The organism is Streptosporangium heterodermiicola, from assembly GCF_051390675.1.
Taxonomy (GTDB): Bacteria; Actinomycetota; Actinomycetes; order Streptosporangiales; family Streptosporangiaceae; genus Streptosporangium.
In genome coordinates, this window is sequence record NZ_JBPJSR010000041.1 from 1 (window position 1) to 23,918 (window position 23,918).

Below are 23,918 nucleotides of genomic sequence, written 5' to 3' on the forward strand. Positions count from 1 at the left end.
AGCCTTTCGGAGGCGTTTGTCAGGTTCGCTGCGGCTGTCCCATGATCTCGATCATGGCGAGGGTGTTCTGGTATTCCCGCCAGTTGACGATCTTCCCGTCCCGCACCCTGAGGATCCCGATGAAGGGGGAGGAAGTCCGCCGGCCGGTGGCGAGGACTCTCCCGGCGAGCTCGTACTCGACGACGATGACCTCGGGGTCGGCGGTCTCGTGGACGACCACGTCGCGGACCTCGTCCAGGGCGAACCGCTGGGCGAAGGCGGCCTGTTCGGGGCCGGAGAAGAGCAGGAACGCGTCCTTCCCCTCATGCCTCCTGGCCCTGCCCGGTGGAGCGAAGGGGGTCTCGATGACGGCGTCCTCGGCCAGCTCGCTCCCGAAGCCGCCGAGGTTCTCCAGCCAGTGCCGGCGCACGCGTTCGAAGATCTCGCGAGGGCCGGGGGTGACGGTGGATTCGGGCATGGTGGATCCCCTTCGTGACGGACACTAAGATGAGTGGGAACTCATCTTCATAATCGTGAGTGAAGACTCACTTTGTCAATGCCGTAGCTTGCGTGAGGCCGTTTCTCGCGTGTGGAGACATCGCACTTCGCGGGCACAGGCCGTTCTATAGGCGCACGGGAACAGAAAAGGTCGGCTGGAATGATCTCCGCGAATTCTTCGTCGGGCGGGACGGGCGATCCCGGGAGTGCCAAGCCGTTGCGGGCGGACGCCCAGCGAAACCGGGATCGCATCCTCGCCGCGGCGGAGGCCGTCTTCGCCGACAAGGGCCCCTCTGCGTCGACCGAGGAGGTCGCCGTTCGTGCGGGGGTGGCCATCGGCACGGTCTTCAAGCACTTCCCGACCAAGCAGGCCCTGCTGCAGGCCATCATGAAGGGCCTCCTGGGCAGGCTGGACGGGGAGATGGCCGAGCTCGCCGCCGACGACACCCCTGAGGAGGCGTTGTTCACCTTCATCGCCCGCATGGTCGAGCAGGCGGCACGGAAGAGGACCGTCGTCGGTCTCCTGGCCGAGACGGGAGTCGACCTCCAGGTCGCGAGCTCGGTGCGGATGCTGCGCGAGGGGATCGAGACGCTTCTCACGCGCTCCCAGGAGGCCGGTACGGTCCGCGAGGACGTCCGCCTCGACGAGGTGATCGCCCTGCTCACCGGTATCTGCCAGGGGGCGCTCCACGCGGGCTGGGACGACGACCTGCAGCGCCGCACGCTGGCGATCGTCTTCGCCGGCCTCCGGAAAGCCTGAGACCGGTTTCCAGACGCCCGAGACGGGTTTCCGGATGCCCGAGGCCGGTCTTCGGATGCCTGAGGGCGCCGATGACTTAGCCGATGACTTGGCCGATGACTTGGCGATGACTTGTTCGTGGCGTCCCTCTGCCGGGAGGTCGGCCGCGAGGGGATCGGTTGAGGGGAGACCCGATCGAAGGGCCCGCGCCGACCCGCTCATGAGACCTGCCCAACCCGCTACGGCGCGGTCGCGGCCGGGGTCAGGCGCTGGAGGCGGCGCGGAGCAGGGGTTCTATCCGGTAGGGGACCTGGATCGAGAGGGCGATCGTGGTGTCCGTCCGCTGGACCGCGGGGGAGGCCAGGATGCGGGCGATGATCTCCTGGAGGTCGGGGGTGCTGCGGGCCACCACGCGGCAGAGCAGGTCGGCCTGGCCGCTGGTGCCGTACACCTCCAGGATCTCTGGAAGGGACTCCAGGGCCCGTACAGCCTCGTCCAGGCGGCCCTGGGCGATCTGCAGTGAGACGAAGGCGAGGATCGGGTATCCGGCGCCCTCGGGGGTGACGGTGGGACCGAAGTCGGTGATGACGCCGCGGGCGATCAGCTTCTCGACGCGGGCCTGCACGGTGCCCCGGGCCACGCCGAGCAGGCGGGCCAGCTCGGTCAGGCCGATGCGCGGGTTGGCGCGCATGGTGACCAGGAGGCGGCCGTCCAGCTCGTCGATCGACATCTCCGCAGGATCCCGTCAGATTGGGCGATTCGACCAGCATAGACGAGGTGTCACCGTACGTTTCTGTGCGGATCGCTCAGTAGAACTGGCTGCTCTTGCCAACGTTTCCGGATATTGCTGTCATTTCATTCATGTTCGAGGAAGCACAGTACTTCGCACCGGTGGCGACCCGTGACGACGGCTCGATCGAGGTCGAGCTCGGCGCCGGTCACCCCGGTTTCGCCGACCCGGTCTACCGCGCACGCCGCAACGCGATCGCCGCGCTCGCGGTGGGGTACGTGCCCGGTACGCCGATCCCGACGGCCGAGTACACCGGCCAGGAGCACGAGGTGTGGGCCCTGGTCAGCCGGGAGCTCGGCCTGAAACACCACAAGTACGCGACCGCCGAGTATCTGCGCGCGACCGAGCGGCTCGGGCTGCCCGCCGAGCGCATCCCGCAGCTGCAGGAGGTCGGCGAGCTGCTGGAGCCGCTGACCGGGTTCCGCTACGTCCCGGCCGCTGGTCTGGTGCCGCTCAGGGACTTCTACGGTGTCCTGGCGGACGGGCTCTTCCACTCCACGCAGTACATCCGGCACCACTCCACGCCGCTGTACACGCCGGAGCCCGACGTGATCCACGAGGTGATCGGCCACGCCAACGCGCTGGCCTCCGACCGCTACTCGCGCCTCTACCGCCTGGCGGGGCAGGCGGCCCGGCGGGTCGAGGGCAAGGAGGCGCTGGAGTTCATCTCGAAGATCTTCTGGTTCACCATGGAGTTCGGTGTGATGACGGACCAGGGCGAGTTGCGGGCGTACGGGGCGGGAATCCTGTCCTCGTACGGGGAGATCGAGGAGTTCCGGGGGATGGACATCCGTCCGCTGGACATCGCCGCCATGGGTACCACGCATTACGACATCACGAAATATCAGGATGTGCTGTTCCGGGCGGAGTCGCTGGAGCATCTCGAAGACGTCGTCGGCGACTTCTGGGCGACCTGCGATGACGAGAGCATCACCCGGCTAATCGCGGACGTTCGCTAAGACCGGGCATCGGTTCGGCGGGATGTCCCATAGCGCACGCCCTGTTTCAGGCTAGATTTCGCTTCATCGTCTTATTGTTATGTGTTGCGGGATATATCCCGATCGTCACGTAATGGGGAGACGGTTGGGGTGGATGATGGGGGCGAGGAATCGGGTGGCAGCGGCCGCCGTCCTGCTGGTCACCGCGCAGGCCGCCGCATGCAGTACGTGTCAGGGCCTGACGCCGGTGAGCATGCCGACATCGTCCCCGGCGGGGCAGGCGGCACCGCTCGTCCCGACGTCCGGTACGCCGCCTCCCGCGCCGTTCCTGGCCGCGGTCCCGGCGGTCCCGGCGCCTGTCTTCCCCGGCGCCGGGGCACCCCGGGCACCCGTCCGCTCCCCGAAGATCCTCTCCAAGGAGCTCGGGCACACCCTGGACGTGTTTCTCGCGAGGTACGGCGGCCGGACCGCCGCCTCGGTGTACGACCTGGGCACCGGCCGGCGCTACAACTACCACCACACCCTGCAGTTGCCGTCGGCCAACACCTCCAAGGTGAGCATCCTGACGGCCCTGCTGCTCGGCACGCGGTGGCGCGAGCTCGGCGAGCGGGCCAGGTCCGACGCGAAGAACATGATTCGCTTCAGCGACAACGGGGCGGCCGACCGGCTGTACGAGCGGATCGGGCTGGAGCCCGGCCTGGCCAGTGCGAACCGTAGGTTCGGCCTCAAGCGCACGTACACCCCCGGCAGGCGGTGCGTGGACCTGTACTGCTGGAGCATCGCGCAGACCACCGCCGAGGACCAGATCCGGCTGGTCAGGGCGCTGGCCACCGGTGAGAGCCCGCTGGCACCCCTGGAACGCCGCAAGATACTCGGGCTGATGGAGAGGGTGGCCCCCGAGCAGAAGTGGGGGATCAGCGCCGGGGCGTGCGGGAGCGACCAGGTGTCGCTGAAGAACGGCTGGCTGCGGCACATGGCGAACGGGCGCTGGGCGGTCGCCAGCGCCGGGCTGATCCGCGGGCACGGGCACGACTACGCGGTGGCCGTCCTCACCGAGGACAGCCCGAGCATGGAGACCGGCATCGCCAGGATCGAGGGCGTGACCGAGCGCCTCATGAACGCCTTCAGGGGCGAGGGCGGCTGCGCGACGACCGCGGACTGAGGGCCCCGCGGCTGTGGGTCGCGAAACCGTATGAACGCCCTCAGGGGCGAACGCGGTTGCGCGAAGACGGCCCGCGTGGTCGTGGGGGCGTGAAGCCTTACGATCCCGAGAAGAGCACTGACCCGCGGGGAGCGTGTACGCGTCACGCCGTCCTGTCGACCAGCCGGTAGCCCACCCCTCGTACGGTCTGGATCAGCTGGTCGTCGGTGTCGCCCAGGCGGGCACGGAGACGCTTGACGTGCACCGCGATGGTGTTGGTCGAAGTCGTGTCGGTGGAGTTCCAGACATGCCGCATGATCTGCTCCCGCGTCACCGTGCGGTGCGCGTTGCGCATCAGGTAGTGCAGCAGCTCGAACTCGCGCAGCGGCAGGTGGACGACCCTGCCGCCGACCCTCACCTGGTACGCGTTGACGTCGAGCTCCACCGGGCCGACCACGAGTGCCCTGCGGGCCCCGGCCTCGCCGGTGAACGCGGCGTGGATCAGCGGCAGCAGCTCGGGAACCCGGTACGGCCGGGCCACGCACGCGGTGGCTCCGGCCGTCAGCGCCTCGACGGCCTGCTGGGCATGGCCCTCGCCCACGCCGAGCAGGACGGGGATCGCCCGCGTCAGCCGTACCGCGCGGACGAACTCCACCGCCCCTATGACCGGCAGCGAGGCGCTGACGAGTACGACGTCGGGGCGGAGCGCGCCGGCCTGCAGCAGGGCCTGGGCGCCGTCGGTGACGCCCATGACCTGCACCCCTTCGCCTTCCAGGACAGCGGCCAGGTCATGGACCATGGCCACCTCCGGATCGGCCACCAGCAGCATGGGCGCCGTCCGTGTGTCCCCGTCCACCTCTGGTGCCGTCTGCGGCTGGATCACCCGGATCCTCCAATATGGGTTAGCCGAAGCGGCCGGTGATGTAATCCTCGGTCCGCTTGTCGGTGGGGTTGGTGAAGATGCGGCTGGTCTCGTCGAATTCCACCAGGCGGCCGTGCCGCACACCGGCGTCGTCGACCTCGGCGGTGAAGAAGGCCGTGCGGTCCGAGACGCGGGCGGCCTGCTGCATGTTGTGGGTGACGATGACGATCGTGTAATCGCGCGTCAGCTCCTGCATCAGGTCTTCGATCTTGGTGGTCGCGATCGGGTCCAGGGCCGAGCAGGGCTCGTCCATCAGGATGACGTCGGGCTTCACCGCGATCGCCCGCGCGATGCACAGTCGCTGCTGCTGCCCGCCGGACAGGGAGAGCGCGTTCTGCTTGAGCTTGTCCTTGACCTCGTCCCAGAGCGCCGCCTTGGTCAGCGCCTCCTCGACGATCTTGTCCATGTTGCCCTTGACCCCGTTCACCCGGGGACCGTAGGCGATGTTGTCGTAGATCGACTTGGGGAAGGGGTTCGGCTTCTGGAAGACCATGCCGATCCGGCGGCGGACCTCGATCGGGTCCACGTGGTCGCCGTAGAGGTTCTCGTCGTGGTACAGGATCTCGCCGGCCGCGCGGGCGCCGGGGATGAGGTCGTTCATCCGGTTGAAGCAGCGGAGCACGGTGCTCTTGCCGCAGCCGGACGGGCCGATCATGGCGGTGATCTCGCGGTTGCCGATGGTCAGGTTGACCCCGCGTACCGCCTCGTAGTCGCCGTAGAAGACGCTGAGGTTGGAGACGGTGAAGACCGGGTCGAGGGCTTCGATGGTGCGGGGGACCTCGGGGCCGCGCACGTTCACGTTCGGCACGGAAATTCCAATCTCGGACATTTCTTACCTCACCAGCGCTTCTGATAGCGGTTACGGAGCCAGATGGCGACGGAGTTCATCAGGAGCAGGATCGCCAGCAGGATCACGATCGCCGCGGCTGCGAGGATGGCGAACTCTTCCTGGGGGCGGCTGATGAAGCTGTAGATCTGCAGCGGCAGGACGGTGAAACTGCTCCAGACGCCCTCGGGGTTGAACCGGACCAGCGTCGCGGCACCCAGCATCAGGAACGGGGCGGCCTCGCCGATCGCGCGGGAGAGGGCCAGGATCGAGCCCGTCGCGATGCCCGGGATCGACGCCGGGAGCACCTGGCGGTAGATGGTCTGCCACTGGGTGGCGCCCAGCGCCAGCGAGCCCTCGCGGATCGACGGCGGCACCGCGCGGATGGCCTCGCGGGCGGAGATGATCACGATGGGGAGGACGAGCAGCGAGATGGTGACCGCGCCGGTCATCACGGTGAAGCCGAACTGCAGCCAGCGGGCGATGATGCCCAGGCCGAGGATGCCGTAGACGATCGAGGGAACGGCCGCCAGATTGGAGATGTTCAGCTCGATCAGCTTGTTGTACCACTTGGTCCTGTCGGCGTACTCCTCAAGGTAGATCGCCGCGAGGATGCCGGTGGGCAGGGCCATGATCGCGGTCAGCGCGATGATCCACAGGGTGCCGAAGATGCCCGACTGGATGCCGGAGGTCTCCGGGCGGCGGATCGAGGGCTGGTTCTCCCACAGCATCGAGTTGAGCCGGGGCCAGCCCTCCTCGACGACGTAGAACAGCAGCATCGCCAGGAAGCCGAGAGCGATCGCGAGGCTGGCCAGCAGCGCGATGCGGAAGAGGTGTTCCTTGAGGGGGCGTCCCTGGCTGGCCAGCTGCACGGCCGAGCGGGGGGTGGAGAGGATGGCCATCAGTCGTAGACCTCGCGATACTTCTGGACCATGCGGGCGCTGAGGTAGTTCATCGCGAAGGTGATCACGAAGAGCAGGGACCCCACCGCGAAGATGGTCTTGTAGGCGATCGAGCCGACCGAGGCGTCACCGGAGCCGGCCTGGGCGATGAAGGCCGCCATCGTGGCCATCTCGTTGCCCGGGTAGAGCGTGAAGACGGACTTGAAGCCACCGGCGATCGCGACGATCATCGTCTCGCCCGCGGCCCGTGAGATCGCCAGGATGATGGCGGCGACGATGCCGGAGAACGCGGCGGGGACGACGACGCGCACCGAGGTGAGCATCTTGGAGGCACCGAGGGCGTACGAGCCCTCGCGCAGGCCGTTGGGCACCGCGGCCATCGAGTCCTCCGACAGCGACGCGACGATCGGGATGATCATCACGCCGACCAGGAGGCCCGCGGCGAGCGCGTTCTTGCCGTCCAGGTCAAGGAAGGGGAAGACGTCCCTCAGCAGCGGGGTGACGAAGGTGAGGGCGAAGAAGCCGAAGACCACCGTGGGGACGCCCGCGAGGACCTCCAGCACCGGCTTGAAGATCTTGCGGGTCCTGCGGGAGGCGTACTCCGACAGGTAGATCGCCGCGGCCAGGCCGAGCGGTACGGCGACCACGATGGCGATCAGGGTGATCTCCAGGGTCGCGACGAGGAGCGGCCACACGCCGAACGACGGCGGGTTGAACAGCGGTCCCCAGCTGGTGGAGCCGAAGAACTCCCCGAGACTCACCGTGCCGAAGAACTCGATGGTCGGTTCCAGGAGCGCGATGACGATGCCGACCGTGGTCACCACCGACACCATCGCCGCGGCCAGGAGAATGGCCTTGATGGCGAACTCGCCGTAACGCGGGCGCGACCGCGCCAGGGACCCCGGGGCCCCTGGAACGGTCGTGCGGTGCTGAGCCGACATCAGCCGGCGCTCTTCAGCGTGGTGATGTCAGCCTTGAGCTTGGCCTCCTGCTCGGGGTTGAGCGGGATGAACTTCGCGTCCTTGGCGATCGCGTTGATGTTGGCCGCGTAGTAGTCGAGGAAGGCCGCGACCTCGGGCCGCTTCACCGCGGAGGTGGAGGGGTAGATGAACAGCGGGCGGGCGAGCGGGGTGTACTTGCCGGCCTGGGCCGCCTCGACGCTCGGGGCCACGCAGCCGCTGCCGGAGTCGATCTCGATGGCCTTCAGCTTGTCGGCGTTCTCCTCGAAGTAGGTGAAGCCGAAGTAGCCCAGGCCGCCCTTGGCGCCCTCGACACCGGTGACGATGTCGTTGTCGTTCTCGCTCGGGCTGTAGTCCTTGCGGCTGGCGCCCTCCTCACCGTTGATCTCGTCGGTGAAGTAGTCGAAGGTGCCGGAGTCGGTGCCGGGGCCGTAGAGCTTGAGCTCCTCGGCCGGGAACTTGGCGTCGACGTCCTTCCAGGTCTTGACCTTGCCCTCGGCCGCCGGCTCCCACATCTTCTTGAGCTGGTCGGTGGTGAGGCAGGTGGCCCAGTCGTTCTCCTTGGGGACCACGACGGTCAGCGCGTCGACGGCCACCGTGAGCTCGGTGAACTTGATGCCCTTGGCGTCGCAGGCCGCCTTCTCCTCGTCCTTGATCGCGCGGGAGGCGTCCGAGATGTCGGTCTCGCCGGCGCAGAACTTCTCGAAGCCGCCGCCGGTGCCCGAGGTGCCGACCGGCACCTTCACCTGCGGCTGCTCCTCGCCGAAGAGCTCGGCGGCGGCCTGGGTGAGGGGGGCCACGGTGCTGGAACCGTCGATCTTGATCTCGCCGCTCAGAGCCGCGCCGGCACCCGCCTCGGTCGAGGAGGAGGGGTTGGCGGCGGTGGTGCTGCCGTCAGCGTTGGGCTTGGCGTCGCCACCACAGGCGGCCGCGAGCGATACGACGAGCGCGGCCGTCGCCACCGCGCTGAGGCGGCGCTGTCCACTGGTCACGGTATGTTCCTTCTCCGTAGTGAGATCTGTTCTCGATGCCTCGATAAAAGTGGGGCAAAGTGAACGGAAATGAAACGAGCCATGACCGGGGCCGGAAGAGGTAGGCCCACGGATGTGAATACCTGAACGCCGGCGGGATCTCGCGCCCGGTTTCCGGTCCGGCAGGCCCGCTGGGCAGGGCCTTGGAAACCCCTGGTCCGCGCGTGGCCCGGCGCGGGAGCCTTACGCGGAACGTTCCCGCGTCCGGCCGCCGTCCTCGCGGGCGTGCCGATGTGTTCACCTTCCCGACATCTGGCGGAACGTAACGCGGAGGGTGGCGCGCCAGATCTCCGGCGCGGCGCGCCGGAGATCTGGCCTGGAACGGGACCGCGCGTGGAGGCCCCCTGGCGGGAGAGGGGGCGAACCTGTGAGGGCCGCTGAGCGGGGCGGGGGCGTTACGTGGGGAGGGTGAGCGGCCCGCGTAGGGCCGCTGTGTGCGGGAGGAGCGGCGGTCCGTGTGAGGTCGCTGTGCTGGGAGAGGCGGCGGTTCGCGTGGTTCGGGCCGCTGCCGCTGTGTGGGGAGGGTGAGCGGTCCGCGTTGGGCGGGGAGGGTGAGCGGTCCGCGTTAGGCGGGGAGGGTGAGCGGTCCGGTGCCGAGGCGTTTGAGGACCTCGCCGTGCAGGGGGCCGTTGCTGCACAGCAGGCTGCCGCCGTCGACGTCGGGCACACCCGACAGGTCGGTCCAGATGCCGCCCGCCTCCTCGACGATCACGGTCAGCGCCGCGATGTCCCAGGGGGAGAGCTCGGGCTCCGCCGACACGTCGACCGCGCCCTCGGCGACCAGCATGTGCGACCAGAAGTCGCCGTAGGCGCGGCTGCGCCAGACGGAACGGTTCAGGTCGAGGAACGCGTCGAGCCTTCCGGCCTCCTCCCAGCCGCCGATGCTGGAGTAGGAGAACGAGGCGTCCTCGATGTTGGCGACGGAGGAGACCTGGCACCGTGTGGCCCTGGTGAGGCTCTTGCCGGTCCAGGCGCCGCTGTCGCGGGCGGCCCACCAGCGGCGGCCGAGCGCGGGGGCGGAGACCAGGCCCATGACGACGCGGCCCTGGTCCATCAGGGCGATGAGCGTGGCCCAGACGGGCACCCCGCGCACGTAGTTCTTGGTGCCGTCGATCGGGTCGATGATCCACGAACGATCGCCGTGGCCGCTCGCGCCGAACTCCTCGCCGATGACGGCGTCACGCGGCCGGGCCCGGCCGAGCGCGTCGCGGATCGCCTTCTCGGCGGCCTGGTCGGCGTCGCTCACCGGTGTGAGGTCGGGTTTGGTCTCCACCCGCAGGTCCATGGACTTGAACCTGCGCATGGTCAGATCGTCGGCGGCGTCGGCCATGACGTGCGCGAGGCGGAGATCGTCGTTGTAACCCGTCACGGGGGCCAACGGTATCGCGTTGACGGCCGAACGGCGGAGATAGGGGAGTAAGCGGAGCAATCGTGTCGCGTCCCACCAGGTTCGGATACCACGTGAAACATCCGTTGGCATCGGTGTTACTCGCGAGTAGCATTCCGGTATGACCTTTGACGTGGGTGAGTTCATGCTGCGGAGCGTCCCGTTCGCCAGGACGCTGGGCATCTCGTTCGACAAGGTGGAACCGGGCTTCGCCGTCGCCCGGATGGCCGACCGGGCCGAGCTGCACAACCACGTGGGAGGCCCGCACGCCGGAGCGCTGTTCAGCGTCGCGGAGACGGCCTCCGGTGCCGCGATGCTCTCCACCTTCGGCGACCAGTTGTCACGGGCCACCCCGCTGGCCAAGAGCGCGGCGATCCGCTACCTCAAGCTCGCGAGGGGTGAGGTCGTCGCGGAGGCCCGCCTCCGGGCGTCCCGCGAGGAGGTCGTGGCCACGCTGGACGCGGGGGAGCGCCCCGAGTTCGACGTCACCGTCGAGATCAGGACCGCCGACGGCACCCTTGTATCCGAGATGACCGTCGCCTGGGCCTTCCGGTTGAACGGCTGACGTTGAACGGCTGACGTTGAACAGCTGACGTTGAACAGCTGACGTTGAACAGCTGACGCGGTGCCGAATATCCCCGATATCCCCGGCATCTCCGGCGTCGTGCCGAACCGCCGGTGCCGTAACGGACCGCTGACGTCGTGTTCAACCGTTGACGCTTTATCGACGGTGGCGGTGACCTGGCGACGTCGGTGCCGGTGCCGGCGCGTCGTGGTGAATTTCGCCCATCCGCTTCGCCGGGAGGCGGTCCCGTCCCCGGCGCGCCCTCACGACTGGTCGTCGTCGGAGGCGCCCTCGCGGCTGGCGAGCAGGCGGCGCAGGGAGGCCAGCCGGGCCGGTTCGGCGTGTCCGGCCGCCACCCAGGCGTCCAGGGCGCACTCCTCGGAGAGGTGGTTGCAGCCCTTCGGGCACTGGACGGTGCCCTCGATCAGGTCGGGGAAGCCCGCCAGGACCGTCTCCACCTCCACATGGGCCAGCCCGAAGCTGCGCACCCCGGGGGTGTCGATGATCCAGCCGCCCTCCGGCAGCTCCAGGGCGACGGCCGACGTGGAGGTGTGACGACCCCGGCCGGTCACCGCGTTCACGTGCGAGACAGCCCGGTTGGCGTCCGGTACCAGGGCGTTGACCAGCGTCGACTTGCCCACCCCCGAATGGCCGACGAGCACGCTGATCCGGCCCTTCAGCAGCTCCCGCACCTCTTCCAGGCCGCCCCCCTTCCGGACCACCACGTACGGCACCCCGAGGGGGTCGTACAGCGAGACCAGCTCGTCGGGCGAGGCGAGGTCGGACTTGGTGAGGCAGAGCAGCGGGTCGATGTCGGCGTCGAAGGCCGCGACGAGCATCCGGTCGATCATGCGGGGCCGGGGCGGCGGATCGGCGAGGGCCGTCACGATGACGAGCTGGTCGGCGTTGGCGACCACGGGTCGCTCGATGCCGTCGGTGTTGTCGGTGTCGTCCGCGGAGCGGCGGAGCATGGAGGTGCGAGGCTCCACCCGCACGACGCGGGCCAGCGTGTCGGCCATGCCGGAGACGTCGCCCACCAGGGCGACCCGGTCGCCGACCACGATGCCCTTGCGGCCCAGCTCGCGCGCCTTCATGGCGACCACGACCCTGCCGCTCATCGCGGCACCCTCCGCGTGGTCCTTCTTGCGGCGGCGGCCCTTCTCGCCCGCCGACTCGACCAGGCACGTGTAGCGCCCGCGGTCGACGGCGACCACGAACCCGGGGATCGCGTCCTCGTGGGCAGGGCGAATCCGGGTCCGGGGCCGGGATCCCTTCCCCGGCCTGACCCTGACGTCGTCCTCGTCGTACTCGCGCTTTCTCAGTTTCTCCGCCTTGTCCGGCCCGGTGTGCCCCCGGAAGGGGCTGCGGGCGGCCGGTCGTCCCTCACCGCGCGCCGCGCAGCATGTCCGCCCACATGGAGGCGAACTCGGGAAGGGTCTTACCCGTGGTGGCGATGTCCTCCACCTCGACGCCGGGCACGGCCAGCCCGATCACCGCTCCGGCGGTGGCCATCCGGTGGTCGGCGTAGGAGTGGAACACCCCGCCGGTGAGCGGGCGGGGCCTGATCTCCAGGCCGTCCTCGGTCTCGTTCGCGTCGCCGCCGAGGCCGTTGATCTCGGCGACCAGGGCGGCGAGCCGGTCGGTCTCGTGCCCGCGGATGTGGGCGACGCCGCCGATCCTGCTGGGGGAGCTCGCGAGGGCGGCCAGCGCGGCGATCGTCGGGGTCAGCTCGGCGACGTCGCGCAGGTCCGCCTCGATGCCGGTGATCCGCCCGGTGCCGGTGACCGCGAGCCCCTCGGGCGTGTGCTCCACCGAGGCGCCCATGCCGGCCAGCAGCGTACGGAGCTGGTCGCCCGGCTGGGTCGTCCGCGCGGGCCAGTCGGGGATGGTGACCGTGCCGCCGGTCACCATGGCGGCGCACAGGAAGGGAGCCGCGTTGGACAGGTCGGGCTCCACCGTGAAGTCCCTCGCCCCGATGGGGCCTGGCTCGACCCGCCAGACGTCGGGCTCGGAGTCGTCCACCACGACGCCGAACTCGCGGAGCATCTGGACGGTCATCCGGATGTGCGGCTGCGAGGGGATCGGCGGGCCCTCGTGGCGTACCGTCACGCCCTTCTCGAAGCGCGCCGCGGCCAGCAGCAGGCCGGAGAGGAACTGCGAGGAGCCGGACGCGTCGAGCCTGACCTCACCGCCGGTGAGCGGTCCTCGTACCGTGAACGGCAGCGCGTCACCCGTCACCTCGGCGCCCAGGGCGCGCAGCGCGCGCAGGATCGGGCCCATCGGGCGCTTGCGGGCGTGCGGGTCGCCGTCGAAGAAGACCTCGCCCCTGGCCAGCGCCGCCATCGGCGGCACGAAGCGCATGACCGTGCCCGCCAGCCCCACGTCGATGCGGGCCCCGCCGGTGACGGGGCCGGGCGTGATCGCCCAGTCGACGCCGGAGGCGCTCTCGTTGGAGGGGACCATCGTCGCGCCCAGCGCCCGCAGCGCGTTCGCCATCAGGTCGGCGTCGCGGCTGCGTAGCGCCAGGCGTACCGTGCCGGGTCCGTCGGCGAGCGCGGCGAGCAGCAGCGCGCGGTTGGTCACGGACTTCGACCCGGGGAGGGGGACGGTCGCGCGGACGGGTTCGGTCGCGGTCGGCGCGGGCCACAGCGGAGCGGACATGGTCAAAAGCCTACCGGTGCTCGCGCCGCCCGTCCGTGCCCGTCCATACCCGGGTACGGAGGGGCGCAGACGGGCATGGACGGGTTCGCGTGATCGATGAGGTGAGGATCCGGGTGAGCCGGGTAAAAGCGTCGTCACCGCGACGCCCGGCGGCACCGTCGGCGGCGCGCGGCGAGATCGAGAAGCGGGGTCGGATACTCCCCGGCGTGTCGTGGCGTGGGAAAGTGGAGATATGTGCGGAAGATACGCGTCTGCGCGGGGCAAGCAGGAGTTGCTGGAGGAGTTCCAGGTCGAGCTCGACGGAGCGGCCGACGACGAACTCAAGCCCGACTACAACGTCGCGCCCACGAAACCGGTGTACGCGGTGATGAGCCGGGTGCCGAAGTCCGAGCCGGACGGCGGGCCGGTCAGGCAGCTCCGCGTGGTCCGCTGGGGACTGGTCCCGGCCTGGGCGAAGGACCCGTCCATCGGCTCGAAGATGATCAACGCGCGGGTGGAGACGGTGGCGGAGAAGCCCGCCTACCGCAAGGCGTTCGCCGAGCGCAGGTGCCTGATCCCGGCCGACGGCTACTACGAGTGGGCCGTGCTGGACGAGAAGGACGCCAAGGGGAAGCCGAAGAAGCAGCCCTACTTCGTCCGCCCCGCCGACGGCGGCGTGATGGCGATGGCGGGGCTGTACGAGTTCTGGCGGGACCGGGGCCGGGACGACGACGACCCGCTCTCCTGGCTGGTGACCTGCACGATCATCACGACAGACGCCGTGGACGAGGCGGGCAAGGTCCACGACCGGATGCCGATGCTGATCGAGCGCGACCGCTGGGGCGAGTGGCTCGACCCGGGGACGCCCGACGCGAAGGGGTTCCTGATCCCGGCGGGTTCCACCGGGCTGGAGATCCATCCGGTCTCCACCGCCGTCAACTCGGTGCGGAACAACAGCCCGGAGCTCGTCGAGCCGATGAAGGAGGCGTAGGGCGGGGGGCGCTCTTCGGAAAGCGCCGGGTGATCGGAGTCGTCGGGCGGGCGCTCCTTCCGGAGCGCGGGGGTCCGGGTTCTAAAGCGCCGGGTTCTAAAGCGTCGAGTTCTAAAGCGCCGGTTGATTCGGTGTAAAACTTCCGCCGAGTGGGCATCCGGTGAGAAAAGCGGTGCCTCGTGACGGAGTGGCGTATCGGCGCGGTGACGAGGTCGCGAGGTCGCCGTCACAGAGCCCCCTTTTTTTGCGCCTGACGGGAGAGCCGGGGACCCCCCTCACAGGCCGCCCCGGCTTCCCGGAGGTGCGGATTCGTGGATGTCACGACCGCGCGCGAGCGCCTGAAGAGCATGCTCGCCGAACTCGACCGGTCCATCGGAGTGCTCCGCGGGGACTCCCCCGCCGTACGGGAAAGGGATCGGTCCCCGGCGGACGGGGGCTCCGACCTGACCGACTCCGATCGCAACCGGGCCCTGCTGGAGGTCGCCACCCGGCACCGCCGCTCGGTGCTTGAGGCGCTCAGACGGATGGACGAGGGAGACTACGGCCTCTGCGCGGACTGTGGCGCGCCGGTCCCCGAGAGCAGGCTGGAGGCGCGGCCCGAGGCGGCCCGCTGCGTGCCGTGCCAGTCCAGGCGCGAGCGCAGGCGCTGACGCCGGGCCTCAGGGGCGCCGGGCGCTGGCCACCAGGTGGATGCCCACCGTGTCGTCGTCGTCCGGATGGGTGTCCAGCTCCGTGTTGACCAGCCAGGTGAGCGCCCGGGAGTCGGAGGCGAGCACGTGGTCGACCGTCGAGGGGGACAGCACCGTGCGGGGCCGTATCCACTCGACCTCCAGCCCGGCGTCGGTGAGCAGCTCGCGGAGCTGGGCGCTGCTGAAGCACCGGGTGATGCTGCCGTCCGGCCAGGGCACGAGCATGACCTCGCCGGTCTGGCGCAGATGGGCCCAGTAGTTCTGCTCGGCGAGGATCGCCATCCCCAGCACCAGGGAGTCGACGCAGACCAGCGCCCGGCCGCCGGGACGCAGGACCCGGGCGACGTCGCCGATCGCGGACTCGGCCATGAGCTCCACCGACATCGCGCGCTCCTCGGCGAGCACGGCGTCCACGCTGTGGTCGGGCAGGAAACGCAGATCGTCGGCGCGTACCTGGCTCACCCTGGAGATGTCGTGCAGCGGCTGGCCGTTCGTGGGCCTGCGGAAGTCGACCACCTCGATCACCCGGTGTCCCGCCTTCGCCGCCTGGACGGCCCAGCGGCCGTCGCCGCAGGACATGTCGAGGACGGTGGACGGGGTTTCCGGCAGCCATCGGCCCAGTTGCTCGGCCACGACCGCGTGGTAAAAGGTCCAGTACGGCCCGAGCGCACCTGAGCCGTTCAGCTCTTCGGCCGGGATGGGCAGCACAAGCAGCTCCTGGCGTCGGGAGGATCCGGTGGTCTTTCAACTACCTACCGGTACGTACCTTCTTTTTCCCCGTACCGGGTCGTTCGTCACCTTCTATCTTGCGGGAACAGATGGCGGTGCGGGTGTGTTGCAAGCGGACAACGCACGATCCTTTCGGAGGTTGGCAAGCAGATGCTCGCCTTGATCGAACCCGTCACCCGCCCCGGTGATCGGTCCTTCCCTGATGAGCGGGTATTCTCCGCTCAGTACGGTGTCCCGCGTCAGCAGGACTCCGGCGATCTTAAGGGGGTGGGTCCGGTCCCTGCGACAGACGAGGAGACTCTGGAGCAGCGGAGCACACGGTTCGAGCGGGATGTCATGCCCTATCTCGACCAGCTCTACTCCGCCGCGCTTCGGATGACCCGGAACCCCGCGGACGCCGAGGACCTTCTTCAGGAGACCTTCGCGAAGGCCTTCGCGTCCTTCCACCAGTTCCAGCCGGGCACGAACCTCAAGGCCTGGCTTTACCGGATCCTGACGAACACTTTCATCAACAGTTACCGCAAGAAGCAGCGGGAGCCCAAGCAGTCGGGCGCCGAGGAGATCGAGGACTGGCAGCTGGCCAGGGCCGAGTCGCACACCTCGGCCGGGCTGAAGTCGGCGGAGATCGAGGCGCTCGAACACCTCCCCGACACCGACGTGAAACGGGCGCTGGCCGCGCTTCCCGAGGAGTTCCGCATCGCGGTCTACCTCGCCGACGTCGAGGGCTTCCCGTACAAGGAGATCGCCGACATCATGGGGACCCCCATCGGGACCGTGATGTCGCGGCTGCACCGTGGCCGTCGCCAGCTGCGGACCCAACTCGAGGACTACGCCCGCGAGCGTGGCCTGGTTCCCGCGGAAGGTGCGAAGTGAGCGAGCGAGACAGGAACGACGAGCCCGCCGGCACGGGCTCCCGGGGCCAGGTGATCGCATGAGCTGCGGCAACCACCACGACACCGACTGTCGCGAGGTCCTGGACAAGGTCTACACCTACCTGGACGGCGAGCTCGACGAGAGCAACTGCGCCGACATCCGCGAGCACCTGGACGAGTGTCACCCCTGCCTGGAGGAGTACGGCCTGGAGCAGGTCGTCAAGCAGCTCGTCGCCAAGCACTGCGGCTGTGACCAGGTCTCGGCCGACCTGCGGGCCAAGGTGCTCGGCCGTATCGACCAGGTGCGCTCCGAACTGGCCCGCTGACCTCCTAGGATCTCTCGTACGGCCTTGGCCATACGACGATGGGGGTTCACCATGCGCATACTCGTGACCGGCGGGGCGGGATTCATCGGATCCACCCTCGTCGACCGGCTGCTGGCCGACGGGCACGAGGTCGCGGTCGTGGACGACCTGTCGGGCGGCGACCGGGACAACCTGGTCCGCGCCGCGGAGAGCCCGCTGTTCGCCCTGCACGTGATGGACGTCCGTGACCCGGCCCTGATCGGCCTGGCCGCCGGGTGGAGGCCCGAGGTCGTCTGCCACCTCGCCGCGCAGATCAGCGTGCGCAAGAGCGTGGCCGACCCGGTCCACGACGCCCGGCTCAACGTCGAGGGCACCGCGTCGGTCCTGCAGGCCGCCCACCACGGAGGCACCCGCAAGGTCGTCTTCGCCTCCTCGGTCGCGGTGTACGGCAGGCCGGCGGTGATCCCGGTCCCCGGCGGCGCGGCGACCGACCCGCGCTCCCCGTACGCCGCCTCCAAGCTGAGCGCGGAGACCTACCTGGCGACGTTCAAGGCGCTGCACGGCATCGACTACACCACGCTGGTGCTCTCCAACGTCTACGGCCCGCGCCAGTCGCCCGACGGCGAGGCGGGGGTGGTCGCCATCTTCACCGACGCGCTGCTCAACGGCACCCCCACGGTCGTGTACGGCGCCGGCGACCAGACCCGCGACTACATCTTCGTCGACGACGTGGTCGACGGTTTCGCCCGCGCCTGCGGCACCGAGGGCGGCGGCGGCCGGTTCAACCTGGGCACCGGTGTCCAGACCACCGACCGGAGGCTGCACTCCCTGGTCGCGGAGGCGGCGGGCGTCCCCGACGAGCCGGGCGAGGCCCCCACCCGGCTGGGCGACCTCCCCGCGATGGCCGTCGACCCCGGCCCCGCGCTCGAAGGGATCGGCTGGCGCCCCCGGACGGAGCTGGCCTTCGGGCTGAAGAGCACCGTCGACTGGGCGAGGACCAAACTCGCGAGCCTGTGACGCGGGGCGACTCCGGGGCGCTGAGATGACTACGGGCGTCGGGTGACTCCGGGGCGTCGGACACCGGTGGCGGCCGGTGATTGCTTGGTTACGCTTTGCTTGCGATTGGCCGTCTCGCCCTCCCGGGCGGGTTCGCTTCGATAGCCTGGGTGCGAAATCGACGTGGAGGCAGCGCATGTTAAAGGAAACGGTCACCCCGGTCTTTCCTGGGATCTCCTGGACCTGAGCACGCGCCCTTTAGTAACACTAGGGTGGCCGCTTTGCGTGGACTGCCGTGGTTTGCCAAGGTCTATCTGATCCTGGTCATCGGAGCCGCGTTCGCGCTGCTCGGATACAACGTGGCCGAGGACGGCCGGCTGGATCCGCTCGACTGGTCCAACCTCATGGTGCTTGCCCTGCTGTTCCTGGTGTGCGAGTCGGTGCCCACCCTGCTGCACGTCAGGCAGGCGGCGGTGTCGGTCAGCTTCTCCGCCGTGCTCGCCGCGGTGGTGCTGCTCGGCCCCGAGGGGGCGGCGCTGGTCGGCATGACGGCGATGTTCAGCGTGCGGCCCGGCCTGCCGCTGGTGAAGCGGCTGTTCAACAGTGCCCAGTTCGCCATCTGCGGTTACGTCGCGGGCCGGGCCTACGTGTGGCTCGGCGGCAGGTCAGGGGTGCCGACCATCGACGGGTTCGACGACATCCTCGTGCCGTTCGCGGGCGCGGCGGCCGTCTTCGTGCCCCTCAACTTCGTCCTGATCGCGATCGTGCTGAAGCTCACCGGCCAGGCCGACCAGGTGCCGCTGCGGGGTGTGGCGCAGTTCATGGTCTCCTACTTCGGCTACGCCACCTTCGGGCTGCTGATCGCCGGGCTGTGGGCCACGGTCAGCTCGATCTCCGCGGTGCTCGTGCTGCTCCCGCTCTTCGTGGCCCGCTGGGCCTTCGGCCAGTATCTCGCGCAGCAGCGCTCCTACGACGCGACGATCGCCGCGCTCTGCCAGGCCGTGGAGACCAAGGACTACTACACGCGCGGCCACTGCACCCGCGTCTCCCTGGCCGCGGGCATGATCGCCGAGGAGATCGGCATGGGGTCCGAGCGGCTGCGCGCGATCCGCTACGCCGGGATGCTCCACGACGTCGGCAAGCTGGGCGTGCCGACCAAGGTGCTGCAGAAGGACGGCCCGCTCAGTGAGGAGGAGTACGCGGCGATCCAGCTCCACCCGATGCGCGGGCTGGAGATCGTGCGCGGCATCGACTTCCTCGACGAGGCGTTCGCCGGGATCATGCACCACCACGAGCGGCAGGACGGCAAGGGTTACCCGATGGGGCTGGCGGGCGACGAGATCCCGGAGTTCGCCAGGATCATCGCGGTGGCCGACGCCTTCGACTCGATGACCTCCGACCGCTCCTACCGCAACGCCCGCTCGCGCGAGGTGGCGATGACCGAGCTGCGCAAGGGCGCCGGCACCCAGTTCGACCCGGTGATGGTGGTCGCGTTCGTCAAGGCCGTCGAGCGTGACGGCTGGGAGCCGCCGCGCACGGTCGTCGCGCCCCCGGCCGACGTGTCGGAGACCACCGCGAAGGACCACGACGACCCGACCGTGCCCATCCAGGTGGTGTCCGAGCGATGAACGGCTCCGGTGCCAACCGGGTTTTCCAGACGCTCGACTCGGGCCAGCTCCTGCTGATCTGCGCGGCGGGGCTCCTCGCGGTGGCCGGGGTGGCGCACACGGCCGCGACCGGCCTGGTCGACCCCCAGGTCGCCGTCGCCTTCGGCGCGCTGATCGCGATCGGGGAGCTGGCCAGGCTCACCATGCCCGGCAACAGGGAGGTGGCGCCGATCGGCGCGGCGGCCGCGCTCGGTTACACGCTCCTGCTGGACGTGGGCGACGTGCCCGCGCGGCATTCGGCGCTGCAGGTCGTCGCGGTGCTGGCGGCGGGCATGGTCGCGGGGGCGTTGCCGCACCTCGCGGTGGGCCGCCCGCCCCAGCTGGACGGGATGGCGCGCAGGCTCTTCACCGGCGCCCTGCTCGCGCTGGCCTACCGGCCGCTGGCCGGGCCGCTGTTCGACCTGGCCAGGGAGGGGGAGAGCGGCTGGTGGCCCGCGCTCGGGGTGATGGCCCTGTTCATCCTGCTCACGGTGGTGGTCGACGTGCTGCTGGCCGCCGTGCTCCGGGCCGAGCAGGTGCGCGCCGCCCTCAGGGTGGCCATCCACGACGAGCTGTGGATGGCCGCGCCGCTGGGGGCCGCCGTCGCCGCCTCGGGCATCCTGCTCGCGCTCGCCTCGCACAGCATGGGCATGACCGCGCTGCTGGTCTTCGCCGCGCCGCTGCTGGTCACCCAGGTCGCCTTCCGCAAGTACGCCGGGATCAGGGCCACCTACCTGCAGACCGTACGGGCGCTCGCGCGGGTCACCGAGGTCGGCGGATACGTCGAGCCGGGCCACTCCCGCCGGGTGAGCCGCCTGTCGGTGGCGGTCGGGCGGGAGCTCGGCACGGCGGAGCCCGAGCTGCTTGAGCTGGAGTACGCCGCGCTCATGCACGACATCGGCCAGCTGTCGCTGCGCGATCCCATTCCCGGCGGCGCCACGGTCCTCACCGACCCCGAGCAGGCGCGGCGCATCGCCGAGCTGGGCGCGGAGGTGATCAAGCAGACCGGGGTGCTGGACCGGGTGGCCGAGATCGTCCGCCGCCAGTGCGACACCTGCGCGGAGCTGCCTCCGATGGCGAGCCGCATCATCAAGGCGGCCAACGCCTACGACGATCTCGTCGGTGCTTCCAGCGACCGCGACCGGGCGGGTGCCGCCCTGGAGCGGCTCCGGCTCGGCGTGGGGCGGGAGTACGACCCGACGGTCGTCGAGGCGATGGCCCGGGTGATCGATAGGCTGGCCCCGATCCACCGTCTTTAGGACCCGCACACGTCTCTGCGTGCTCCCGGCGGATTCACGCGTGTACGGGCCGAAGAGCGACCCGCCGAGGTGCCGGAGTTCGCCGGCGGTGCCTGCGACACGGGGCCGACGGTCCGTACGCGGACATGATCAGCTCTGTCTGGCACAGTTGGGGAACGCCGAACGATGGGAGTTTCCGATGGCCGAGATCCGCGCCGAGATGGTGTCGAACGTCTGGAAGATCCTCGTGGCCGAAGGGGACCCCGTCGAGGAGGGCGACACCCTGGTCATCCTTGAGTCGATGAAGATGGAGATCCCGGTCCTCGTCGAGGACGGCGGCGGCGTGGTCGCCAGGCTGCGGGTCGCCGAGGGCGACGTCATCCAGGCGGGCGACCTGATCGCCGTCATCGAGTAGCGTCGCCGTCGCGGACGAGCCGGGCGAGGAAGCGCTCGCGGTCGACGACCACGCGCTCGATCGTCCCCGAGGCGACGACGGCCTTCCGGTCGCGGGCGGTGAAGCCGAAGACCAGGCGGCGCCCGTCGACCTCGGTGAGCTCGACGGCGATCTCGACGTGCGTGCCGACCGGGCTCGCCTCCAGGTGCTCCAGGGAGACCCGGGTGCCCACGGAGGTCTGGCCCGGTTCGAGGGCGTCCGCGATCGCCTGGACGGTGGCCCGCTCGGCGAAGGCGAGGAGGCGGGGAGTGGCCAGCACCGGGACGTCACCGCTGCCGACCTTCGTCGCGGTGTCCTCCCTTTCCACCGTGATGAGAAGCCGTGCCTGCGGACCGGGAGTGATCGTCATGCGCGTCAGCATAGGGTCTGGTCTCGTGACCCCGTACTGCGACCACTGCGGACGCCCGGAGGGCGAGGCCGACCACGCCGGGTGCCTGGTGGCCCGCGCGATGGAGCCGCCCCGTTACTGTTCCCGCTGCCGCCGCCGGATGGTGGTGCAGGTGACCCCTCGCGGCTGGTCCGCGCGCTGCGCCGAGCACGGTACGACGAGCGGCTGACACCGTCCGGTTTCACCCCGGCTTGGGCGTTCTTTGCATGGCCTTGTAGGGTTTTACGGAGTTCGCCGCGGATATCGTGGGGTGACGCCGTGGCACCCGGGTTGGTTGTTTCCCGCGTGACACCCGAGTGGCCCTGGGCACAAGGGCCTGCAAGGTGCACAAGTACGCCCAAAAGTGCCAGGTTTTGTGCGATGCTACGGCACGCGTCTCGTTTGAGAGCCATACGGCATGCAGGGTTTCGTTACGGCGCCGTGACGGTGCCGCGACGCGGATCCGCTTTGTTGGAGAGCTCTGAGGTAGGAGTGGAGAGGGTTACGGGGGAGTCATGGTGGCCCAAGGCACGACGCTGGCGGGGCGGTATCGCCTAAGCACCCGCATCGGCGCCGGCGGTATGGGCGAGGTGTGGAAGGGCGAGGACATCGTCCTGGCCCGCACCGTCGCCGTAAAGGTGCTGCTCCCGGGCCGTACGGACGATCCGGGCTTCCTGGTTCGCTTCCAGGGCGAGGCCCGGGCGATGGCGACGATCAACCACCCCGGGGTCGTCGACGTGTACGACTACGGGGTTCACGAGGTGCCCGGCGCGGGGGCGACGGCATACCTGGTGATGAAGTTCGTCGACGGCGAGCCGCTCGACCGCCTGCTCGGGCGGCTGCGAAGGATCGCTCCAGGGGCCGCGATGGACCTCATCGCCCAGGCGGCCTCGGCACTGCAGGCGGTCCACGACCAGGGCATCGTCCACCGGGACATCAAGCCGGGCAACCTGCTGGTGCGCTCGGACGGCACGCTCGTGCTCACCGACTTCGGCATCGCCAGGTCCGACACCGCGAGCCGGCTCACGGACGCGGGCATGGTGCTCGGCACCGCCGCCTACTGCGCGCCCGAGCAGGCCGAGGGCGCGCCCGTCACGCCCGCGGTGGACATCTACGCGCTGGGCGTGGTGGCGTACGAGTGCCTGGCCGGGCAGCGCCCGTTCGACGGCGACACGCCCGTCACCATCGCGCTCAAGCACATCCGCGAGGCGCCGCCGCCGCTGCCGCCGGACATCCCGCCCGCGGTTCGCGCGCTTGTGGAGCGCTCCCTCGCCAAGGATCCGGCCCGGCGCTTCCCCAGCGCCGCGGCGATGAGCTCCGCCGCGAGGCAGGCCGCCTTCGGCGCGGGGGGCGATGACACGCTGTCGTCCGCGCAGCAGGCAGCGCTGTCGGCGCCGCCGGAGACCGGCTGGCAGACGCAGGCTCCCCAGGGAGGCCCGCAGGGGCAGACCGGCTGGCAGGGGCAGGGATCGGCCACGTCGCAGACCGGCTGGCAGGGCGCTCAGGCCCCCACCGGCAGCTGGCAGGACGCCCAGGCGCCGACGGGAAACTGGCAGGGATCGCAGGCGCCGACGAGCGGCTGGCAGGGTGGCTCGCAGCACTCCACCGGGCCGGCGGCGGGAGCCGGGGCGGGCGCGCAGGGCCGTGGCCGCCGTGCCGCGCAGAAGCCTCGGCGCAAGAGCGGGCTGGTCGCGGCGTCGGCGATCGCGGCCGTGATGTGCGCGGGCCTCGTCGCGGTGGCGATCAACGGGATGGCGGCCTCTCGGGAGACCTCGACCACCGATCTCATGAGGCAACCGGTGGTCACGCCCACCGCCGACAAGACGACGAAGCCGCCGGGCAGGCCGATCCGCAAGACGCCGTCGCCCAGGCCGTCGGTGACGCGCGGTGAGCAGAACGGCAGGCCCACCCCGACGGCCACTCCGGGAGAGGAGTCGCCGACCCCCACGCCGAAGGTGACGAGGACGCCGAAACCGAGTCCCACCCCCACGCCGACCCTGACCCCGAAGCCGAAGAAGAGCGTCCCGAACACAATCGGCATGAAGCCGGGCGCGGCGGAGGCGACGCTCAAGCAGGCGGGGTTCAAGGTGACGCTCTCCTACAGCGCCGACGTCAAGCCGGAGCACTGCACCGAGGTGGTCGAGTCCCGTCCGGAGGCGGGCACGATGTGGGACCCGTCCAGGCCGGTGGAGATCATCGCCGCCATCACCGACTGCCCCCCGACGCCCTCCGCGACGCCGACGGCTACCGGCAAGCCCTAGCCCCGCGTGGTGTGACGACCGGCTCGCGCCGCGGACCTTGCGGTCCCCGCGCG

The 23,918-nt window shown here is 69.9% G+C and carries 26 protein-coding genes; 14 read left to right on the forward strand and 12 right to left on the reverse strand.

Annotated elements, in window-relative coordinates; genetic code table 11:
• Window positions 1-19: 19 nt before the first annotated feature.
• Window positions 20-457 carry a nuclear transport factor 2 family protein gene (locus ACSC1Q_RS41170; RefSeq protein WP_436764179.1) on the reverse strand — a complete coding sequence of 146 codons (438 nt, stop codon included), beginning with the start codon at window positions 455-457 and terminating at the stop codon, window positions 20-22.
• A gap of 180 nt (window positions 458-637) precedes the next feature.
• Between ACSC1Q_RS41170 and ACSC1Q_RS41175 the strand changes: the two genes are divergently transcribed.
• A complete protein-coding gene (locus tag ACSC1Q_RS41175; protein WP_436764180.1) occupies window positions 638-1,237 on the forward strand; it encodes a TetR/AcrR family transcriptional regulator in 600 nt (199 codons plus the stop codon).
• A gap of 241 nt (window positions 1,238-1,478) precedes the next feature.
• Here ACSC1Q_RS41175 and ACSC1Q_RS41180 read toward each other — a convergent pair whose 3' ends face one another.
• Window positions 1,479-1,946: an Lrp/AsnC family transcriptional regulator gene (locus ACSC1Q_RS41180; RefSeq protein ID WP_436764181.1), complete on the reverse strand. Its 468-nt coding sequence runs from the start codon at window positions 1,944-1,946 to the stop codon at window positions 1,479-1,481.
• A gap of 131 nt (window positions 1,947-2,077) precedes the next feature.
• Here ACSC1Q_RS41180 and ACSC1Q_RS41185 point away from each other — a divergent pair, with 131 nt between their 5' ends.
• Window positions 2,078-2,965: a phenylalanine 4-monooxygenase gene (locus ACSC1Q_RS41185; protein ID WP_436764182.1), complete on the forward strand. Its 888-nt coding sequence runs from the start codon at window positions 2,078-2,080 to the stop codon at window positions 2,963-2,965.
• A 154-nt stretch (window positions 2,966-3,119) separates the two neighbouring features.
• On the forward strand, window positions 3,120-4,106 hold the full coding sequence (locus ACSC1Q_RS41190) for a serine hydrolase (protein WP_436764183.1): 987 nt from the start codon (window positions 3,120-3,122) through the stop codon (window positions 4,104-4,106).
• Window positions 4,107-4,248: 142 nt separating this feature from the next.
• Here the strand turns inward: ACSC1Q_RS41190 and ACSC1Q_RS41195 are convergent, their stop codons facing one another.
• The 6 genes from ACSC1Q_RS41195 to hisN form a co-directional block, all read right to left on the reverse strand.
• Entirely contained in the window at window positions 4,249-4,968 is a 720-nt protein-coding gene (locus ACSC1Q_RS41195; RefSeq protein WP_436764184.1) for a response regulator transcription factor, read from the reverse strand.
• A 19-nt stretch (window positions 4,969-4,987) separates the two neighbouring features.
• Window positions 4,988-5,815, reverse strand: coding sequence for a phosphate ABC transporter ATP-binding protein PstB (pstB, locus tag ACSC1Q_RS41200; RefSeq protein ID WP_436764185.1), 828 nt, complete (start codon window positions 5,813-5,815; stop codon window positions 4,988-4,990).
• Between the two features lie 29 nt (window positions 5,816-5,844).
• Window positions 5,845-6,735, reverse strand: coding sequence for a phosphate ABC transporter permease PstA (gene pstA, locus ACSC1Q_RS41205; protein WP_436764186.1), 891 nt, complete (start codon window positions 6,733-6,735; stop codon window positions 5,845-5,847).
• Window positions 6,735-7,676 carry a phosphate ABC transporter permease subunit PstC gene (gene pstC / locus ACSC1Q_RS41210; RefSeq protein ID WP_436764187.1) on the reverse strand — a complete coding sequence of 314 codons (942 nt, stop codon included), beginning with the start codon at window positions 7,674-7,676 and terminating at the stop codon, window positions 6,735-6,737. The genes pstA and pstC overlap by 1 nt, the downstream gene beginning before the upstream one ends.
• Window positions 7,676-8,686 carry a PstS family phosphate ABC transporter substrate-binding protein gene (locus tag ACSC1Q_RS41215; protein WP_436764188.1) on the reverse strand — a complete coding sequence of 337 codons (1,011 nt, stop codon included), beginning with the start codon at window positions 8,684-8,686 and terminating at the stop codon, window positions 7,676-7,678. The genes pstC and ACSC1Q_RS41215 overlap by 1 nt, the downstream gene beginning before the upstream one ends.
• A gap of 604 nt (window positions 8,687-9,290) precedes the next feature.
• Window positions 9,291-10,094 carry a histidinol-phosphatase gene (gene hisN, locus ACSC1Q_RS41220; RefSeq protein ID WP_436764189.1) on the reverse strand — a complete coding sequence of 268 codons (804 nt, stop codon included), beginning with the start codon at window positions 10,092-10,094 and terminating at the stop codon, window positions 9,291-9,293.
• A 139-nt stretch (window positions 10,095-10,233) separates the two neighbouring features.
• Between hisN and ACSC1Q_RS41225 the strand changes: the two genes are divergently transcribed.
• Window positions 10,234-10,677 (forward strand): DUF4442 domain-containing protein, encoded by a 444-nt coding sequence (locus ACSC1Q_RS41225; protein ID WP_436764190.1) that lies wholly within the window; start codon window positions 10,234-10,236, stop codon window positions 10,675-10,677.
• Between the two features lie 263 nt (window positions 10,678-10,940).
• Here the strand turns inward: ACSC1Q_RS41225 and rsgA are convergent, their stop codons facing one another.
• Together rsgA and aroA are read right to left on the reverse strand one after the other, a co-directional pair.
• Window positions 10,941-11,999 carry a ribosome small subunit-dependent GTPase A gene (gene rsgA, locus ACSC1Q_RS41230; protein WP_436764216.1) on the reverse strand — a complete coding sequence of 353 codons (1,059 nt, stop codon included), beginning with the start codon at window positions 11,997-11,999 and terminating at the stop codon, window positions 10,941-10,943.
• Window positions 12,000-12,060: 61 nt separating this feature from the next.
• Window positions 12,061-13,338: a 3-phosphoshikimate 1-carboxyvinyltransferase gene (gene aroA, locus ACSC1Q_RS41235; protein WP_436764191.1), complete on the reverse strand. Its 1,278-nt coding sequence runs from the start codon at window positions 13,336-13,338 to the stop codon at window positions 12,061-12,063.
• A gap of 232 nt (window positions 13,339-13,570) precedes the next feature.
• Here aroA and ACSC1Q_RS41240 point away from each other — a divergent pair, with 232 nt between their 5' ends.
• Window positions 13,571-14,308 (forward strand): SOS response-associated peptidase, encoded by a 738-nt coding sequence (locus tag ACSC1Q_RS41240; protein ID WP_436764192.1) that lies wholly within the window; start codon window positions 13,571-13,573, stop codon window positions 14,306-14,308.
• Window positions 14,309-14,619: 311 nt separating this feature from the next.
• The gene (locus ACSC1Q_RS41245; protein ID WP_436764193.1) at window positions 14,620-14,958 is read left to right on the forward strand and encodes a TraR/DksA family transcriptional regulator; all 339 of its coding nucleotides are present in this window, start codon (window positions 14,620-14,622) and stop codon (window positions 14,956-14,958) included.
• Window positions 14,959-14,967: 9 nt separating this feature from the next.
• Here ACSC1Q_RS41245 and ACSC1Q_RS41250 read toward each other — a convergent pair whose 3' ends face one another.
• On the reverse strand, window positions 14,968-15,705 hold the full coding sequence (locus ACSC1Q_RS41250; RefSeq protein WP_436764194.1) for a class I SAM-dependent methyltransferase: 738 nt from the start codon (window positions 15,703-15,705) through the stop codon (window positions 14,968-14,970).
• A gap of 288 nt (window positions 15,706-15,993) precedes the next feature.
• Between ACSC1Q_RS41250 and ACSC1Q_RS41255 the strand changes: the two genes are divergently transcribed.
• The 6 genes from ACSC1Q_RS41255 to ACSC1Q_RS41280 all read left to right on the forward strand — a co-directional run bounded on the left by ACSC1Q_RS41255 (window position 15,994) and on the right by ACSC1Q_RS41280 (window position 21,198).
• Window positions 15,994-16,599, forward strand: a complete 606-nt coding sequence (locus tag ACSC1Q_RS41255) for a sigma-70 family RNA polymerase sigma factor (protein WP_436764195.1) — start codon at window positions 15,994-15,996, stop codon at window positions 16,597-16,599.
• A 58-nt stretch (window positions 16,600-16,657) separates the two neighbouring features.
• Window positions 16,658-16,924, forward strand: coding sequence for a mycothiol system anti-sigma-R factor (gene rsrA, locus ACSC1Q_RS41260; protein ID WP_350976861.1), 267 nt, complete (start codon window positions 16,658-16,660; stop codon window positions 16,922-16,924).
• Between the two features lie 51 nt (window positions 16,925-16,975).
• Window positions 16,976-17,920: an NAD-dependent epimerase/dehydratase family protein gene (locus tag ACSC1Q_RS41265; protein WP_436764196.1), complete on the forward strand. Its 945-nt coding sequence runs from the start codon at window positions 16,976-16,978 to the stop codon at window positions 17,918-17,920.
• A 251-nt stretch (window positions 17,921-18,171) separates the two neighbouring features.
• A complete protein-coding gene (locus ACSC1Q_RS41270; protein ID WP_436764197.1) occupies window positions 18,172-19,527 on the forward strand; it encodes an HD-GYP domain-containing protein in 1,356 nt (451 codons plus the stop codon).
• A complete protein-coding gene (locus ACSC1Q_RS41275) occupies window positions 19,524-20,804 on the forward strand; it encodes an HD-GYP domain-containing protein (RefSeq protein WP_436764198.1) in 1,281 nt (426 codons plus the stop codon). Before ACSC1Q_RS41270 ends, ACSC1Q_RS41275 begins: the two co-directional genes overlap by 4 nt.
• Before the next feature lie 178 nt (window positions 20,805-20,982).
• Complete coding sequence (locus ACSC1Q_RS41280) at window positions 20,983-21,198, forward strand: biotin/lipoyl-binding carrier protein (protein ID WP_436764199.1); 216 nt, start codon at window positions 20,983-20,985, stop codon at window positions 21,196-21,198.
• Here the strand turns inward: ACSC1Q_RS41280 and ACSC1Q_RS41285 are convergent.
• A complete protein-coding gene (locus ACSC1Q_RS41285; RefSeq protein ID WP_436764200.1) occupies window positions 21,188-21,586 on the reverse strand; it encodes a thioesterase family protein in 399 nt (132 codons plus the stop codon). The genes ACSC1Q_RS41280 and ACSC1Q_RS41285 overlap by 11 nt on opposite strands.
• On the opposite strand from ACSC1Q_RS41285, the gene bsaP reads away from it, so the two are divergent.
• Complete coding sequence (bsaP, locus tag ACSC1Q_RS41290; protein ID WP_436764201.1) at window positions 21,585-21,794, forward strand: biotin synthase auxiliary protein BsaP; 210 nt, start codon at window positions 21,585-21,587, stop codon at window positions 21,792-21,794. The genes ACSC1Q_RS41285 and bsaP overlap by 2 nt on opposite strands.
• 325 nt (window positions 21,795-22,119) lie before the next feature.
• The gene (locus ACSC1Q_RS41295) at window positions 22,120-23,865 is read left to right on the forward strand and encodes a serine/threonine-protein kinase (protein WP_436764202.1); all 1,746 of its coding nucleotides are present in this window, start codon (window positions 22,120-22,122) and stop codon (window positions 23,863-23,865) included.
• The last annotated feature ends 53 nt before the right edge of the window (window positions 23,866-23,918 follow it).

Coding starts and splice junctions, on each gene's coding strand:
- ACSC1Q_RS41295 (WP_436764202.1), top strand. CDS start 22,120: ATGGTGGCCCAAGGCACGACGCTGGCGGGGCGGTATCGCCTAAGCACC.
- ACSC1Q_RS41280 (WP_436764199.1), top strand. CDS start 20,983: ATGGCCGAGATCCGCGCCGAGATGGTGTCGAACGTCTGGAAGATCCTC.
- ACSC1Q_RS41225 (WP_436764190.1), top strand. CDS start 10,234: ATGACCTTTGACGTGGGTGAGTTCATGCTGCGGAGCGTCCCGTTCGCC.
- ACSC1Q_RS41175 (WP_436764180.1), top strand. CDS start 638: ATGATCTCCGCGAATTCTTCGTCGGGCGGGACGGGCGATCCCGGGAGT.
- pstA (WP_436764186.1), bottom strand. CDS start 6,735: ATGGCCATCCTCTCCACCCCCCGCTCGGCCGTGCAGCTGGCCAGCCAG.
- ACSC1Q_RS41265 (WP_436764196.1), top strand. CDS start 16,976: ATGCGCATACTCGTGACCGGCGGGGCGGGATTCATCGGATCCACCCTC.
- pstC (WP_436764187.1), bottom strand. CDS start 7,676: ATGTCGGCTCAGCACCGCACGACCGTTCCAGGGGCCCCGGGGTCCCTG.
- rsrA (WP_350976861.1), top strand. CDS start 16,658: ATGAGCTGCGGCAACCACCACGACACCGACTGTCGCGAGGTCCTGGAC.
- ACSC1Q_RS41275 (WP_436764198.1), top strand. CDS start 19,524: ATGAACGGCTCCGGTGCCAACCGGGTTTTCCAGACGCTCGACTCGGGC.
- ACSC1Q_RS41170 (WP_436764179.1), bottom strand. CDS start 457: ATGCCCGAATCCACCGTCACCCCCGGCCCTCGCGAGATCTTCGAACGC.
- bsaP (WP_436764201.1), top strand. CDS start 21,585: ATGCGCGTCAGCATAGGGTCTGGTCTCGTGACCCCGTACTGCGACCAC.
- ACSC1Q_RS41240 (WP_436764192.1), top strand. CDS start 13,571: ATGTGCGGAAGATACGCGTCTGCGCGGGGCAAGCAGGAGTTGCTGGAG.
- ACSC1Q_RS41180 (WP_436764181.1), bottom strand. CDS start 1,946: ATGTCGATCGACGAGCTGGACGGCCGCCTCCTGGTCACCATGCGCGCC.
- aroA (WP_436764191.1), bottom strand. CDS start 13,338: ATGTCCGCTCCGCTGTGGCCCGCGCCGACCGCGACCGAACCCGTCCGC.
- ACSC1Q_RS41285 (WP_436764200.1), bottom strand. CDS start 21,586: ATGACGATCACTCCCGGTCCGCAGGCACGGCTTCTCATCACGGTGGAA.
- ACSC1Q_RS41185 (WP_436764182.1), top strand. CDS start 2,078: ATGTTCGAGGAAGCACAGTACTTCGCACCGGTGGCGACCCGTGACGAC.